This window comes from Wolbachia endosymbiont (group A) of Bombylius major (assembly GCF_947251895.1).
In the GTDB taxonomy this organism is placed as follows: domain Bacteria; phylum Pseudomonadota; class Alphaproteobacteria; order Rickettsiales; family Anaplasmataceae; genus Wolbachia; species Wolbachia pipientis.
Window position 1 is genome coordinate 583,999 of record NZ_OX366395.1, and the last position, 16,132, is coordinate 600,130.

15 protein-coding genes, 1 tRNA gene, 1 other RNA gene and 4 pseudogenes are annotated in these 16,132 nt (G+C 35.0%); 10 read left to right on the forward strand and 11 right to left on the reverse strand.

The annotated features are described in order from the left end of the window. Window positions 1-381: 381 nt before the first annotated feature. Window positions 382-1,530 (reverse strand): 2-octaprenyl-6-methoxyphenyl hydroxylase, encoded by a 1,149-nt coding sequence (gene ubiH / locus OPR49_RS02730; RefSeq protein ID WP_213863120.1) that lies wholly within the window; start codon window positions 1,528-1,530, stop codon window positions 382-384. 535 nt (window positions 1,531-2,065) lie between these two features. On the opposite strand from ubiH, the gene OPR49_RS02740 reads away from it, so the two are divergent. After that, window positions 2,066-2,695, forward strand: a complete 630-nt coding sequence (locus OPR49_RS02740) for a hypothetical protein (protein ID WP_065094973.1) — start codon at window positions 2,066-2,068, stop codon at window positions 2,693-2,695. Window positions 2,696-2,769: 74 nt separating this feature from the next. Here the strand turns inward: OPR49_RS02740 and OPR49_RS02745 are convergent, their stop codons facing one another. The 4 genes and pseudogenes from OPR49_RS02745 to OPR49_RS02760 form a co-directional block, all read right to left on the reverse strand. Then, window positions 2,770-3,783: an Mrp/NBP35 family ATP-binding protein gene (locus tag OPR49_RS02745; RefSeq protein ID WP_265027383.1), complete on the reverse strand. Its 1,014-nt coding sequence runs from the start codon at window positions 3,781-3,783 to the stop codon at window positions 2,770-2,772. Window positions 3,784-3,790: 7 nt separating this feature from the next. Beyond that, window positions 3,791-4,090: pseudogene (locus OPR49_RS02750) on the reverse strand (hypothetical protein); the annotation flags it as partial. 95 nt (window positions 4,091-4,185) lie between these two features. Next, entirely contained in the window at window positions 4,186-4,710 is a 525-nt protein-coding gene (locus OPR49_RS02755; protein ID WP_265027385.1) for a group II intron maturase-specific domain-containing protein, read from the reverse strand. 25 nt (window positions 4,711-4,735) lie between these two features. Then, window positions 4,736-4,879, reverse strand: a pseudogene (locus OPR49_RS02760) (IS982 family transposase); the annotation flags it as partial. Between the two features lie 510 nt (window positions 4,880-5,389). Here OPR49_RS02760 and OPR49_RS02765 point away from each other — a divergent pair. Continuing rightward, a complete protein-coding gene (locus tag OPR49_RS02765; protein WP_259348780.1) occupies window positions 5,390-5,515 on the forward strand; it encodes a hypothetical protein in 126 nt (41 codons plus the stop codon). A gap of 141 nt (window positions 5,516-5,656) precedes the next feature. Then, window positions 5,657-6,745, forward strand: a complete 1,089-nt coding sequence (locus OPR49_RS02770) for an IS481 family transposase (RefSeq protein ID WP_265027486.1) — start codon at window positions 5,657-5,659, stop codon at window positions 6,743-6,745. 34 nt (window positions 6,746-6,779) lie between these two features. Here the strand turns inward: OPR49_RS02770 and OPR49_RS02775 are convergent. From OPR49_RS02775 to pheS, 6 genes and pseudogenes are all read right to left on the reverse strand, one after another. Next, window positions 6,780-7,256 (reverse strand): annotated as a pseudogene (locus tag OPR49_RS02775) (S-adenosylmethionine synthetase N-terminal domain-containing protein); the annotation flags it as partial. A 57-nt stretch (window positions 7,257-7,313) separates the two neighbouring features. Next, window positions 7,314-7,390, reverse strand: a tRNA-Ile gene (locus OPR49_RS02780). A 9-nt stretch (window positions 7,391-7,399) separates the two neighbouring features. Continuing rightward, window positions 7,400-7,669 (reverse strand): 50S ribosomal protein L27, encoded by a 270-nt coding sequence (gene rpmA / locus OPR49_RS02785; RefSeq protein ID WP_265027386.1) that lies wholly within the window; start codon window positions 7,667-7,669, stop codon window positions 7,400-7,402. A gap of 10 nt (window positions 7,670-7,679) precedes the next feature. Next, window positions 7,680-7,982: a 50S ribosomal protein L21 gene (gene rplU, locus OPR49_RS02790; RefSeq protein WP_265027387.1), complete on the reverse strand. Its 303-nt coding sequence runs from the start codon at window positions 7,980-7,982 to the stop codon at window positions 7,680-7,682. An 871-nt stretch (window positions 7,983-8,853) separates the two neighbouring features. Continuing rightward, window positions 8,854-10,146 (reverse strand): bifunctional UDP-N-acetylglucosamine diphosphorylase/glucosamine-1-phosphate N-acetyltransferase GlmU, encoded by a 1,293-nt coding sequence (gene glmU / locus OPR49_RS02795; protein WP_265027388.1) that lies wholly within the window; start codon window positions 10,144-10,146, stop codon window positions 8,854-8,856. After that, complete coding sequence (gene pheS, locus OPR49_RS02800) at window positions 10,147-11,190, reverse strand: phenylalanine--tRNA ligase subunit alpha (protein ID WP_265027389.1); 1,044 nt, start codon at window positions 11,188-11,190, stop codon at window positions 10,147-10,149. A 146-nt stretch (window positions 11,191-11,336) separates the two neighbouring features. Between pheS and OPR49_RS02805 the strand changes: the two are divergent. The 7 genes and pseudogenes from OPR49_RS02805 (at window position 11,337) to OPR49_RS02835 (ending at window position 16,117) form a co-directional block, all read left to right on the forward strand. Next, window positions 11,337-13,053: pseudogene (locus OPR49_RS02805) on the forward strand (hypothetical protein). A gap of 67 nt (window positions 13,054-13,120) precedes the next feature. Beyond that, on the forward strand, window positions 13,121-13,861 hold the full coding sequence (locus tag OPR49_RS02810; protein ID WP_265027390.1) for a riboflavin synthase: 741 nt from the start codon (window positions 13,121-13,123) through the stop codon (window positions 13,859-13,861). 57 nt (window positions 13,862-13,918) lie between these two features. Next, window positions 13,919-14,509, forward strand: a complete 591-nt coding sequence (locus OPR49_RS02815; protein WP_265027391.1) for a CvpA family protein — start codon at window positions 13,919-13,921, stop codon at window positions 14,507-14,509. A 124-nt stretch (window positions 14,510-14,633) separates the two neighbouring features. Continuing rightward, window positions 14,634-14,963, forward strand: a transfer-messenger RNA (tmRNA) gene (gene ssrA, locus OPR49_RS02820). A 23-nt stretch (window positions 14,964-14,986) separates the two neighbouring features. Continuing rightward, complete coding sequence (locus OPR49_RS02825; protein WP_006279412.1) at window positions 14,987-15,424, forward strand: ClpXP protease specificity-enhancing factor SspB; 438 nt, start codon at window positions 14,987-14,989, stop codon at window positions 15,422-15,424. A gap of 200 nt (window positions 15,425-15,624) precedes the next feature. Beyond that, entirely contained in the window at window positions 15,625-15,843 is a 219-nt protein-coding gene (locus OPR49_RS02830) for a hypothetical protein (protein WP_006279413.1), read from the forward strand. 67 nt (window positions 15,844-15,910) lie between these two features. Continuing rightward, window positions 15,911-16,117: a type II toxin-antitoxin system RelE family toxin gene (locus tag OPR49_RS02835; protein ID WP_231115925.1), complete on the forward strand. Its 207-nt coding sequence runs from the start codon at window positions 15,911-15,913 to the stop codon at window positions 16,115-16,117. Window positions 16,118-16,132 lie beyond the last annotated feature (15 nt).

The following is a 16,132-nucleotide window of genomic DNA, read 5'->3' on the forward strand; positions in this document are numbered from 1 at the left end:
ACTAGTTTCCGGACAATCTCTAATTCCTATATCAAACCTTTCTTTACTAGATTATATAGTCAATATAAAAAGCCATATAAAATTGCTTCCACTGCTGCCATGAGGAAATTGCTTATTCTTGCTAACTCTTTAGTCAGAGATGACAGGGTTTTTACTGAGGAATATAACTCTCTGTCTGTCTCTATCTAAGAGCCAGCATAGCTGTGGATAAGCACGTTTATACAGATAAAAGTACTTATCCACAGCTACATCAATTTTTCTATTGACTTTTAACACAACTGCTGAACAGATACATTCGTCATCCCGCTACGTGTTAGCGGCCAAGATACCGCGGCGGTATGACGTGGGAAACCTGACTTGCATTAGCTATAAAATAGTGATTTATATAAATCCCATAGCATGCCGAATGAAGCGTTTTTTGAGGAAATTTGAATTTTCAACTGCAATCAAGCCAAGATTTCTTAGTGCTTTAGCGCAGAATATTCTGTTGGAAAACATCCTATTTAATCCATCAGTTGCAAGCGCCATTGTAAAATTATCAAAGTATCTGTTACGTGAAATTTTCTTTAATAAATAACTACTGCCAACATCAGTACCAGCCGCTTTTGCAGCAACTACGTGCTTTATAACACTTTCTACATCTCTAATTCCAAGATTAAGCCCTTGACCTGCAACTGGATGAATTGAATGTGCTGCATCGCCGATAAGCAAAACTCTACCCTTATATAACTTTTTTGCGAAAGCAAAACTTAAAGGATAAAGTTTTCTTTCACCCTCTAATTTTATCTCTCCTAAATAAGAACCAAATCTTTTTTTAAGCTCTATAATAAATTCTTCTTCAGACAGATCCATTAGCATTTTTGAAATTTCAGATTTTTCTGTCCAAACTATCGAAGAAGTATAGCCACCCTTCATCGGTAGAATTGCAAATGGACCGCCAGGGAAAAAACGCTCCACAGCTAAGTTTTGGTGATGCAGTTCATGCTTTACATTAAATACTATGCTACTTTGTTTATAGTCAAATTTCACTGTCGGTATAGAAAATAACTCTGGTAATTTAGAGTTTTTGCCTTCAGCGCAGATAAGTAGCGATGATATTAATTCCTGGTTATTATCAAGAATCACTTCCACATATCCTGAATCACAAGCAATTGTTTTATAGGAATGTGGAGAGTATATATTCAGTTTATTTAGAAAATTATTGTTGATTGCATTCCATATAGTAGCATTGTTGATAACATAACCCATTGGCTCTTCGCTAACCATTTTATGATTGTAATGCACAGTAACCGCATCTAATATGCATATATCAAGTATTGGCTCAGCTTCACTTTCCACAAACTGCCAAATCCCTAACTTTTCCAATATTTTTTTCGAGCCTTGAGAAATAGCAAATGCTCGATTATCATCTACTACACGTGGTAGACTATTTTTTTCAATCACAGCTACAGACACAGAGTCACAACTGAGGCCAATGGCAGTAATAAGACCAAGTAACCCACCACCTGAAATGATTACATCATAATTCATTTTATTTACGCTAATTGTAAAATTATATTTTATCTGTTTTGAAAATAGTTTAAACAAACTTTATAGACAAAGACCTATAGCTAACCCAAGAAAGGTTTCCCTACGTCATACCGCGATTCATTCCATAGCTGTACGAACGTTGTGATTTGAGAGCAATTTCCACAAGGGAGGATGTCATCCCAGTGCTTGACACTGGGATCCAGCTTTTTTGTAATTTTATTGAAAATGTTGTATAGTCGTTTGTTTACAATCAATTTTTCTGGATCCCAGTGTCTGGGCACTGGGATGACACCTTTGTGTTTGAGGCAAAACCTGCTATAACATTTAACACACTGCTTTCACAAACGAATGTTCGTACAGTTGTGCGCGGTATAGATTCCGCTAACTAGTAGCGGAATGACGGTTTTTCAAATTGTCGGTAAACCTAAGCCACTTTAGCTATATCATCTTGAGAACACCTAAAAGTAAACTTCTGTAATAAAATGTTAATTACTTCATGCTAAGATAGATCTTATTTTATTAAAGGTATTAGTTTATGACTACAGATTGCAAAGCAAAAATGTTAAATTGCATTAGTAAGTACAGAGAAGAACTTGGAGAAAACAAAGCAGCAATCAAACAAACTTTAACTAATGATAAAATCAATATAAGCGATCACTTTTACCAGGGTGATAAAATCTACAACGAAGAAATATTTAATGTAGGAGGCGAGTGTCAAGATACAAAACATGGTAACTCAGAATATACGTATGATGACTGGAAGCAAAAAATTGAAAAATCTCATGCTAAAGATTTGCTAAAAATGCTACAAGATAAAGCAAAAGACAAAATATTAAAGAGTTTTGAAGATTATGAAAAGTATCATGAAAATGCTGTTGAAGCTATAAAAAGAGAATTAGACATAGATTCGAAATTAAAGGCAATATTCAGAGAAAAGCAACAACCAGAAACTGATGAAACTCGAGCATATTATGACATTATACGAGGTTTGTATGAAAATGGAGACATGGATTCTCAATTAAAGTGCAGAGATCTTGATTGTTTTGATAGAACAATAAAGGATAATCTATCCCAAAAACAATCGGAATTAACTAATATAAAGAATAACTTTTTAGATGATACACAAAACATCTTTAAATATATTCAAGTTGAAGATAATATTTGATAGACGAATATCTATTTTATAGTAAAGAGGACAGACGAATTCTTAAAGTCTCTTTGCGTAAAGCTGTGTTTTTTTTAGAATTTTACAGCTATGCAATGTTTTACTGTTTCCAAAGCAATATCTTTATAAATTTTTGCCAAATCCTCACTTAACATTAAAGGATTTCCGCAATCAGAAGCATGGCATATTTGTGGATCTAGAGGAACTCTGCCTAGAAGTTTGATGCCCAGCTCCTCAGACATTTTTTTTGCACCGTCTTTTCCAAATATGTATATTTTTGAGCCGCTTTGAATGAAATAACTCATATTTTCTACAATGCCAATAACCGGTACGCTGAGCTTTGTAAACATATCATAAATTTTGCGAGCATCAATTAAAGAGAGCTCCTGTGGAGTTGAAACTATTATCGCCCCAGTTAAGTTAAAATTTTCCATAAGACTTAAATGCACATCGCCAGTTCCAGGTGGTGTATCAACTATCAAATACTCTATATCGGACCATTTTGTTCCCATTAGCAGATTATAAAGTGCTTTTGTAATCATAGGTCCGCGCCATATTGCTGCACGATCTTTATCGATAAAATAGCCAATTGAAATAGTATGCAGTCCATACTTTTCTATAGGCATTGCTTTACTATCCTGTATTTTTGGCTTTAATTTTTCAGCGCCAAGCATTTTAGGAATTGAAGGACCATATATATCTGCATCAACCAGCGCAACTTTGTGTTTTAACTTTGCTAATGAGAGAGCAAGATTTAGCGCAACTGTGGACTTGCCCACACCGCCTTTACCAGAGGCCACAACGATTATATTTTTCACTCCTTCGATATGTAATTTAGCTTTTTGTTGCCCAGTTTGTTTTTGACAAGTAGCAACCACGATCACTTTTGTCACCCCCGGTATAGCTTTAACAGCTTGCTCACAATTTCTTCTTAATTCTTCATTTGCTTGCGTGTTACCGGCAACTTCAAGCGCAAAACCAACGTCCCCACCTTTAATAATGATTGAGGATATTATACCAAGAGTTTTACCACTTTCTTGTTCTACGACTTTTTTTAAGCTCTCTCTTACAATTTCTTCGTTGATCATTAGCCTTTTAGGTGATTTCTTCCTGAAGTCGTTTAATCTCAGCTTGAGGAAGGCCGGTTGTCTGAGAGATAATATCAATAGAGATGTCAGCCTTAAGTAGGTTTTTTGCTACTTCAATCTTTCCCTCATCAAGTTTTTGAGCGAGGATGCCTTCTTCTTTCCGCAGATCCATTATTCTTTCTTCGTAAGCTACTAAATCTTTCTCATTCCAGCAAAACTTGTCTAACTCATCATATGCTAGCTTTACTATTGGTGATTTTTCTGCTATATTCCTTAGGTCTTCATCTGTAGTTTCATCTGCATATTGTTGTCTAAGTGAAGAAGGTCGCCCCTCCTCACTCGACTTCAAAACCGTACGTGAGACTTTGCGCCTCATACGGCTTCTCTCCAATTTGGTGCTTTTCATGCACACCTCCTGTGTAATTCATCGTGACAATGTCCATGTAACAAAGATAAGTTTTTGATCATATTGTTTCGTCTATTCCAGTCTTTGTGATGTATTTCTATTGTATCATCACTTTTAAACCATAGTCTACAATTATCACATTTACTTTGTTGTAACTTCAATAGTTTTATTACTCTTGATGGCTTATCTGGTATTTTTCTCAGACGTTTACCCCAATATACCCAATCACCATCATATGGAGATCTGGTTTTTTGCACTTTGATATGTCGTTTAATAACATGATCGCTGTGTATAATAAGATGTATCTTGTTACTTGTCATAAAACGCCAGTTATCGTTATTATACTTTTTAAAGTATTTTCTTTTTATCCAGCATTTCCCTTTGTTTGGGTGCCTAAAGACTGCCCACTTCGAGAGCTTTCTATGTATAGTATTATCCAATGAGCTAAAGATTTTACATGAAACTACCGAAGAGTAATATTGACTCCATCCTCTGTTTATTGGATTGAGATCCTTTATCACCCGTTCTTGTGACGCGAATTCTGGATTAAGGAAGGAAGAAAGTATAGAAAATAGAAGGCTTTTTGGATTTGATGGAATAGGAAATGAGAGTAGAAAAGATATGAACCAAAAAATTAACAGGGGATCTATGGCGAGTGTGTTCAATTTCTAGTCTATTTTTTAGGTAACCAAGTGCGTCCAGAGAAGGTGAGTATTGTTCAGTAGGAGATAGACCTACCAGGATAAAAGTCGGAATCCTGTAGCTTGGGTAGCAGCATGGAGGGAAACCAAAATGTTGAAGCCTACCAACAACATTATCGTAGGATAATGGCGAATTACCAGGCCGTAGCGAAAGCGAATACACAGATTGCCTCGAAAGGAATATGCTGAAGGTCGAGCCATCTTGGTACTGGCGAAGACAGAATAGACCAGACAAAAAACGAATGAAACGATTGGTCTACTTCAGCGGGGTGTTAGTAACGGCATGGCAATGAGGACATACAAAGCAACTGGAGAAGCCCTCCTCATCCCAAGGAGAAATACCTTGGAGAGATAGGTTCTATAACTGGAAAACAGGAAGTGAACTGAAGATGAGAGGGTGGCGGATGGGTCCGTAGTAGTGAAGAAGTGAGGTAACGCTCATGGAGCAAAGGCACCCTGCTAGTAGAAATCTTTTAACAAAAGGAAGGTAAAGGTAAAAATGATAAAAATGCCAATAAAATTACAAGACCTGAGAAGAAACCAAAGCGAAAGCAGAACCGGAATGGCGATTCTGGGGAATCTATGTTCACGTCTGCAAGATGGAGACACTGGAAGAAGCATATAAGCTAACAAAGAAGAGTAATGGGGCACCAGGAATAGATGGGATGACATTCGAATTGATAGAGGCATAATTTGTATTAAACAGGACTTGATATGACACTTTAAAAAAGTAAGTTAAGAATAATAAAAATAAGGAGTGTTAGAAATGAGTACAATACAAACAAAAATACTAAAACCAAAACTAGGATTACTAGAGCTAGCAAAACAATTAGGAAATGTGTCTCAAGCGTGCAAAGTGATGGGATACTCAAGAGATACATTTTATCGATTCAAGGAGTTATATGAAAATGGGGGAGAAGAAGCATTACATGAAATAAGTAAGAAAAAACCGCTATTAGCAAACAGAGTTTCGGAAGATATAGAAAGAGCAATAATTGGCATAGCTACAGAATTTCCTGCATATGGACAAGAAAGAGCTGCAAATGAGCTGAGAAAAAGAGGTATAATAATTTCCCAAGGAGGAGTAAGATCTGTATGGCTAAGAAATGACCTTGAAACTTTGAAAAAGAGACTTAAAGCACTGGAGGCAAAAGTAGCTCAAGACGGAATCATTTTAACTGAAGAACAACTTGCAGCTTTAGAAAAAGTGAAAGAACAAAGGGAAGCTCATGGTGAAATTGAGACGCAACATCCAGGTTATTTGGGTTCTCAAGATACCTATTATGTGGGCAATATCAAAGGCATAGGGCGCATTTATCAGCAAACTTTTGTTGATACTTATTCCAGAGTTGCAATGGTTAAACTTTACACGGACAGAACAGCTATTACAGCTGCAGATCTTCTTAACGATAGAGTTATCCCATTTTTTGATGAGCAGAGAATTCCATTATTACGCATTCTAACTGATAGGGGTACGGAGTATTGTGGCAAGCCCGAAAATCACGCTTATCAGCTATATTTAGGAATCGAAAATATCGATCATTCTAGAACCAAAGCCAACTCTCCACAAACTAATGGCATATGTGAAAGATTCCATAGAACTATGCAAGATGAGTGTTACAATATTATCTTTAGAAAGAAAATCTACTATTCTTTGGAGGATCTACAGATCGATGTTGATCATTGGTTGCGTTCTTACAATGAGACAAGGCCTCACTCAGGCAAATACTGCTATGGCAAAACACCTATGCAAACGTTTTTTGACAGTAAACATATTGCTTTTCAGAAAAATATTAGTAGCATTAAACAACAGCCTGATATTAGTTTTGACTACGTCAATTCTTCTGTCAGTTAATTCTTCTCTGTCAGATTAAATCTTGTCTTTTACACTTTGCATCTGGACCAAGTTTTGCTTCTTTAACTGCGCTCATGATATTTTTCAGAATCGAGTGTGCATAAAAAATGGGTGCCGGCATAAGGTTTTCTGTCTCTGTTGTTGCATAGCCATACATTATGCCCTGATCTCCAGCACCTTGATCCAACCCTATTGCAATGTCATTTGATTGCTCATGCAGCAATATATTTACCTTCACTTTTCTCCAGTGGAACCCATCGTGCTCGTAACCAATATCTTTTATTGTATTCCGTACAATACTTTCAATCCTGCTATTCTCAATGTTAGGCCCAAACACTTCCCCAGCTATAATAACGTTATCTTTGGTGACTAAAGTCTCTATTGCAGCTCGCGCAAAAGGATCAGTAAAAAGGTATTTATCAAGTATTGCATCTGACATTTGATCTGCTACTTTATCTGGATGACCAGCCGCAACTGATTCACTGGTTACTAAATTTTTATACAAACTCATGTTTTTGCTTATACAATATCAAAACCGCTATAGAAAACACAGTTAGTAACTACTAAATGGTGGGCCTGGGAAGAGTTGAACCTCCGACCTCACGCTTATCAGGCGTGCGCTCTAACCACCTGAGCTACAGACCCATGATTTATTCAAGCTGAAGCTTTCATATTATCTGTAGGCACGATATCAATAAAAGTCTTTTTATTTACTGACCTTCTAAAACTGACCCAGCCTTCTACTTTGGCAAAAATCGTATGATCTTTACCTATACCAACATTCTTCCCAGGATGGAATTTTGTGCCTCTTTGGCGCACAATTATGTTACCAGGAATAACCTTCCCATTCTTCTTTATTCCTAACCTACGACCCGCTGAATCTCTACCATTACAGGAACTACCACCTGATTTTTTAGTTGCCATATCTTACCTCTTACTTTTGAAGACTAATTTCATTTATACGAAGAACAGTTATATACTGCCTATGACCAGTTTTCCTACGGTAATTTTTTCTTCTTTTCTTCTTAAAGATTATAATTTTTTCCCCCCTGCACTGCTCCAACACTTCAGCTTTAACAGTAGCATTAGATAAATAAGATAAGCCATTATTTGAAATACAAATCACCTTATTGATTTCCACCTCTTTTTTTTCTTCAGCTTCTAACTTCTCTACCTTTATTATACTACCTTCTTTTACTAAATATTGCTTTCCACCAGTCTCAATTACTGCAAACATGATAAATATAAATTATTGTTATTAACTTTAATCGTAAACGATGTCATATACGCTGTCAATATAAATAAAAAGCATGACTTAACGTTCTTTTTGAGCTATCTAAACACTTCTATCTTTCTTCACCCTTTATCTACTTTTTCTCAGACAGTAGACTTCTTGCATAACCTAAGCAGAAAAAAGGCAAATAGTTATTATAGCTCTAAGTTTACCGACGATAAGAACCGTCATTCAAGTAGCCCCTCCCTGCCATCCAAGTAGCCTTCTCTTCCTGTCATCCCAGTGCCCAGACACTGGGATCCAGGTTGGATACTGAGTTGGTGAGTATAAAAGTGTTGTGTTATGGCTAACGCTAACTCTACGTCATACTGCGATTCATTCGCGGTATCTCATCCGTTAACACGTAGCGGGATACTTAACCTTCATACCGCGATTCATTCGCGGTATCTCTAGATCCCGCTCACAAGCAGCGGGATGACGGTTGTCGTTTAGCCATAAATATTTAAGAAATTTACCAAATGAAAAAAAAGGCAAAAGAAACCCCGTGGTGCTGGTTTTGACCCTCTAATACTTTAAATTGGCGCTATAATAATGTGCTGACGCTTAGTTTAAGCGCAGTTTGGCTGAATGTAGAAAAAATTTAAAAGACATGCAGCAGCTATAATTTTATGTAATCCGCCAAAAGATACCCTGAGTTTTTTACTGAATTTTGTCATTGAACCTGCGCAGATCAAAAACAAGTTTTGAGTCAAAAATACCCTTAATACTATAATAAGGGGGCTGGCGAAGTTTGTAAAGCAATTTTTTTTGTTTCTATTGAATGACAGTTGTGGCCTGGGAGGTAATGCAAGAAGTCTAATATAATTACAGCGAATTACTTTATTCTCTTAATCACCTGCTTTTCCCTTGCTATTGCAAGGCTTTTTTCTGGTACATCCTCAACTATAACACTACCTGCTGCAATTACAGATTCATCATGAATATTAAGCGGCGCAATTAGTGAGCTATTGGCGCCAACAAAGCAATTGCTCCCTATATTCATTTCATGTTTATTTTTCCCATCATAATTACAAACAATAGTGCCTGCTCCTATATTACTCTCCTGCCCTACTTTAGCATTTCCTATATAACTTAAGTGTTTTATTCTAGTGTTTTGACCAACTTCACTTGTTTTCACTTCCACAAAATTTCCTATTTTTGCCTTATTACTAATTGTTGTGTTTCCGCGTATTCTGGTAAATGGACCGACCTCAGCATTACTTTTAATTAAGCAGTTTTCTAAATGCGAAAATGGCAGTATTTTCGCACCAGACTCTATTTTCACTCCAGTACCGAAAAAAACATATGGGTAAATAACTGAATCTCTGGCAATTTGCGTATCAAGAGAAAAGAAAACAGTTTCTGGCGCAACAAGCGTTACTCCGGAGTCGGTAAAAACTTTTCTTTTATTTTCTTGAAAGTAAAATTCAGCTTTTATAAGGTCATTTCTGTTATTTATTCCAGTTGCTTCTTCTCCACCGGTAATAACATAACCGACATTTAAATTACTCTTCACTGCAATGGAGACTACATCAGTCAAATAATATTCATGAGTTGAGCTATTGCACTCTATTTTCTCCACTAATTCACGTAAATTCTTTGCACATGCAACCATTATTCCAGCATTGGCAAGAAACTCTTCATGATTATTTTTATCACTCTTTGCTTCTACGATTTCTCTTAAGGAACCATTCTCAATGATGAACCTACCATATTCTTTATTGCTTGCCCTAAAACCTAGGCAAACTAGAGCCTTGCCTTCTAAATAACTAATCATTTTAGTTATTGTGCTGCTTTTTATGAGCGGAGTATCTCCATACTGCACAACAACTATGTTCGAATCTGGCAATTCTCTTAGGTTTCTCATTGCAGTTTTGACTGCATCTCCAGTGCCAAGTGTTAATTCTTGTGTAATTAACTGTATATCCTTAAAGCACTTTAGTCTTTCAATTAAAGGCAGATCAACTACAACAGCTATGTTTTCAGGATTTAGCTGTTTTGCATTGTAAATGACATGCTGGAGCATGGAAAAACTGCCTATTTTGTGTAGGACCTTAGGCAAATCTGAATTCATCCGCCTGCCATGCCCGGCAGCAAGTATGATAAAAGTATGAGCTTTATTTATCACTTATCTTAAAGATGAAAAATGAAAACCATAATGATCAAGCCAGCTGATTTTGTTGTCATAAAAGCTCCTCAAGTCGCTAATTTGATATTTTAGCATTGCAAGCCTTTCTATACCAATGCCAAACGCAAAACCGTTGTATTTAGTATGGTCTATTCCAACATTTTGAAATACATTTGGATGCGTCATACCGCATCCCAGTACTTCTATCCATTTACTACCTTTATAACTTATGTCCACTTCTGCAGAAGGCTCGGTAAAAGGGAAAAAACTATTACGAAAACGTATCTTCAGCCCTTTATCTCCAAAAAACTTATTAAGGAAGTGATGAATAGTAAATTTTAACTGGCCCATATTGACGTTTTCATCGACATATAACCCTTCTATCTGGTGAAACATAGGAGTATGAGTTGCATCAAAGTCATTTCTGTATACTCTACCTGCGGCTACTATTTTAATTGGGAAATTTTTTGTTTTTTCCATGGTTCTAATCTGTACAGATGAGGTGTGAGTGCGCAGTACCATTCTTTTATCGTTTATTTTATTCTTTAAGTAGAAGGTATCTTGCTCCTCTCGCGCAGGATGATGACTTGGAGTATTCAGTGCATCAAATACATGAAATTCATCTTCAATGTCAGGGCCATCAACTGCTTTAAAACCCATATGTGCAAAAATAAGCTTTACTTCATTTATAACTTTACTGAGTGGATGGATCTTGCCAATTTTTTCTGGTCTAACGGGCAACGTAATATCAACTGCCTCGTTCTGCAATTTAAAGTTAACTTCTTCTGTTTTTAGTACATTTTCCCTATTCATGATAAGATGATCTATCTTATCACGTAAAGCGTTAATAACTGCGCCTAAATCACGCTTTTTCTCTGCATTTTCTATCTTTTTTAAGTTATCAAAATAAGCTCTAACTACACCCTTTTTTCCCAAATATAATAGCCTAACTTTTTCTAAATCTTGCAAAGAAGAAGCATTCTCAATTTCGGAAACTGCTTTATCTTCAAGTGAAGGTATTTCATTCAGTAGCTCTTTATTCATCTTAGAAACGCTGGCTTAAACTTTCATTATAGTGAAATTTTAAATATCATCAACAATCCGAAAAATTGCCCTATTCTGATTATTAATTTATTGACTAATTAATCTTTTTTATTTACCTTTGCGTTGATGAATTTGCTGTATCAACTATGCACAACAGTAACACTGAAACTAAGAATAAGTATAAAATAGAGGATTTACCTAAGCTCTTTAAGGAAAAATCCAGAAACATAAGTAAAGCATTTTCTAGCGAAAGAATTAAGATCAGTGCTATTCGCTCGAGAAGTATTGAAAGTAATATACAAGAATTTTCATTTGAGCTAACAGCAACAGATAAAGACACCTTTAATATAAGATTATTTCAAATAAACTCTTTAATTGATTTTTTCAAAATCTGCCTTTCCCGGGAAAAAAAAATTTACAGCCAACATAAAAGTGCCCAAAGAAAGCAGTGAACTATATAATAACTACTGTAAAACTAACAGTTATAAAACTGTAGAAGAATTCGTAAATAGTGCTCCGCCTCAAATCCTTCTGCAGGGCACAACGATAACGCTACAAACAGACGTTGAAAACATTAACCTGGACAACTTGTACCAAATCGAGTTATTTCTAAATGAAAAGCTACAACATGCAGAAAAAACTGAAAATGAAGACAAAAAAGAACAGAGTGAAACTAACCAAAAAAATGCACAAAATAAACAAATCGTACCAGTTACAGGCTCATTTGGCTTCGATGTAACAAATAATGGAAAACAAGTTACACGTGTTTCGATAGTAGTTGCTGCAATGCATGAAAACGTTTTCTGGTTTAGATCTTTTTTCTGTCTACCCAATTTTTTTAATACGTCACAATTCTTTTCCCAACAATTGCCAAAATTTTCTATACAGAGCAACAATATACCATTTGGTGTTATTCCAGCGTTTGACCAGAAAAAAAGAAACATGGATCCAAGTAGTCAAGCTACTCGGATGACAGGGGGTAGTATAGAAAATCCAATACCTCAAGAAGCAGAACAGAATGTAGGTCAAACTACTTCGCACACAGAGTATTTTAAAGCTAATAGAAAAAAATCGAAAAAGCAGGCTAAAGAACTATCAGAGGAAGAAAAACAACCTACCATAAAACAAGCACGAAATGATACTAGAGTAGCTATGATAGATAACCAAATTGAGTACAGGGGGAAAAAACTCGATGAAATATTTATTGAAGTGATGAGTGGATACAAAGATCAAGATCCAGAAACATTTCGCAATATTTTCAGCTCAGTATTCAATATTGTTTACTTTCAAGATAAACAATTACGTGCAATATTAGAGCCAGGTGAAATATCAGAAGTATTACAGATACTCGAAAGGCCACAACCTCTTAGTAACTCACTTTTAGGTAAAGAATATTTACAAAAACAAGTATATAGAAAAAAAGAGCAATTGCTTAAATTAGTTTCAGGTGTTTATATACAACAACCTTCTCCACAACCTGAAAGCATTTCTCGTGAAAACAGAAATCTACCAAATAAAACTACACACCCTTCACCAGCAACAAATGAAGCTAAAATTCTACCACCTACTAACATTACACTCAAATCACCGTTAAAAACTGTATTTTCCTCAAAAAAGGCTTATTTTTGTCTATTTATAATAGTAGCATCTGCATCAACACTTTGCTTATGGCATTTTCCATCAGGAAAAGTGTCAATGTTAAAAGGATTAGTGCCACCAGAAAAAAGAGAAAGTATTGGGCTAGCATTGAACATAGGGTTACCAATATTAACTGCATTATGTGTTTTGAGTTTAGCTTACTTTATATATTCTGAGTATTCTATAGAATCTATTGAACAGAACAAATCTCCTTCTCGCATTTAAACTTATCCAAAATGTAAACAAGTTGTCCTAAGAGATCTTTCATGGTAAAATTATTTATTTTCACCATATGTTTAAAGGGATTATTACGGATATTGGAACTATAACTGATACTACCACTCACCCCAACTCTGATCAAATTTTCCATATCAAAACACAAAATTTATCCTCTATAAGTAAAGGAGATTCAATAGCTTGCTCTGGTGTGTGTTTAACTGTTGTTGATATAATGAGCGATACATTTACAGTCCAAGCATCTCAAGAAACTATGAAGGTTGCTAACTTAAATACGTGGAGAATAGGAAAAAAAATAAATCTCGAACAAGCAATGAGATTAAGCGATAAGATCGATGGCCACCTGGTTCAGGGTCATGTTGATGGGATAGTAAAAATTTTAACAATTAATCAAAATTTAGATTCTCATGAAATCAAACTATCGTGCCCACAAGAATTAATTAAATTTGTTGCAAAAAAAAGCTCCGTTACACTAGATGGGGTTTCTCTCACAGTGAACTCAGTTATCACCAGACCCCTTTCGAAATTTGTTTGTGGTGAGAAATTTTTAGGAGAAGCACAGGCGAGCACCGCAGAATACTTAAATGTATTTGAGGAGCACAGTCAAGCTTTGACAACAAAATTGCCATCAGAAATCGAATTTCAAAAGGGGTCTGCCGAATTTACAGTAAATATAATTCCCTACACATGGGAAAATACAACTTTTCAGTACAACAAAGTAAATGATTATCTGAATTTAGAAATTGACATGATCGCTAGGTATTTAGATCAACTGATGCAGCATAAATACAATTAATTTTACAACCTTGTTATTTACAACTATTATATCTTGAAAACCATATAGATATAAAATATGCTTTTCGATAGTCTAATTATCTTCATTGTTGTTCTATGTGTAATAATCTCGGTAACTAGAGGCTTTATAAAAGAGCTATGCGCACTAATGTTTCTATTTTTATCAGTTTTTCTGACAGCTAATCACTATGATTTTTTCACTCTAAATTATAGTAAATATTTTGATTCTAAAGTTACACTAAACATACTTTCTACAATCTCTGTATTTATTATACTTAATCTTATATTCATGATAATAAATAACTGGCTAATGTACATATTATCACCCATAAGGTTAGGGTTTATCGATAGAGTTACTGGAATCTTTCTCGGAGTGCTTAAAGGAATATTGCTCTCTTATGTATTATTTTTTGCTGTGCACTTATATTGCTACACAGTATATGACAAAAAAGAGGGAGAGTATAAAATAGAAGCAGAAGACATATTGCCTAATTGGATAATAAATTCACACTCTTATCAGGCTTTATTTGTGACAGCAGAAGAAGTAATTGACATGTATGTACCAGAGTCGTTGATACTAAAAATAAAAGAGATCGGTGGAGAAATGGTTGATCAAGAAAAACCTAAAAACAATAAAAAAGAAGAGTAAATATTTATTTATAAATATGTTCATTGGAAGTATTCAAAAATCCATATGTGTCAGGTTAAGAGCACAGAATTTTTTACTGGAAATCTTAATTTTGTTTTAGCAATAAATCAACTTAAGGTCATAATATCTTGACATTTATTTAATGTTGCTATATAATAGCTATGTACATTTTGTGTACTATAGCAATAAAATTACCTTGTAATAGGTGTATTGGACCCGAGGGCAGTACTCGGCGCCTCCACCATGTTTTTTAATTATACGGGGGCGATTAAGGATCGACATGCATAGTAAAGATGGTAGCTTTGCTCGGTTAGACACCACCGCTAAGAGTTCATAATTTAAATGCAAACGATAATTTTGCTGCTGAAGAATATCGTGTTGCTGCTTAATTTAGCACAACTGGTTTATTACTAAAGCACGGTTTAGGGAACGCCGGGTAACAGAAGTTCCCCCAAAATTTACGTATGTGAAAGTTATATGGAGCAAACAGATTACAAAAAACTGCTTAATTCTGCTAAGTTTCAAGTTATCAAAAAGACTTTAGATGTTATATCAGGTAATGGTTTTATCCCTCACTTAGAAATATTATTTTTCACATATTTTAATGGTGTGACCATGCCAGATCGTTTGAAAAAGTCATACCCTACTCAAATGCTTATTATATTACAGCATCAATTCTATGATTTAAAAGTTTCTGAGGATAAATTTAGCGTCAGTTTGAGTTTTCAAGGAAAACAAGAGCGAATTACTATACCGTTTTTTGCTATTAGTGAGTTTCGTGATAAAATTTCAGGAGATGTTTTAATATTTGACAAAATCAGTATCGACTCTGATAAAGAATACAAAAGTGAAAAATGTACTGAAAAACTATCAAACGGTAGTATTATATCCATAGATCAACTGCGTGATGAGTAACTGCTCATCTTTATAAACAAAAAATATTAATAGAAAAAAGTGGTCTAACTTAAGTAATAGAATAGAGGGTAGATAAATATGCTAAATCTTTAATTATTTATTAACGCAGGTGGCAAAATTTTTCTTACATATCATCAACTTCCTTTATTGAAAAATTCAGAAAAATGTTGTATAATTATTAGTAGACTTTGGTAAAACATATGACAGATTCAGGAATTAGTATAACTTTTGACCCAAAAACTTCACATAACCTTACTAAGTTAGCTGAAATCACCAAGGAATCCGTTCAAGAACTAGCAAAAAGGTTAGTCATCGAAGGAATCGAGTGCGAAGTAGAAGATATTGCGTTATATAAAACTATTAAGGAATGTGAGGATGTAGACTGGAACACAGTACTATCTGAAAGGGAGAGGACATAAACTGAAATACGATATTGTCTACTCAAAAAACTTTACTGAAAGAGATTTTCTAAATCTTCCAAAAACAATAAGATCAAGGATTACAAAAGCGATAAACGAGCGGCTTACAACTGATCCAATTAAATTTGGTAAACCATTACGTGGCAGGCTAAAAGGGTATAGAAGAATAAGGGTTAGTGATTATCGAATTATTTATACTGTAAATATTGCAAAACATAAGGTGTTTGTTGCTACAGCAGGACATAGAGACACCATTTATGAGAAGGCTACTTGATAAACATTAAATATA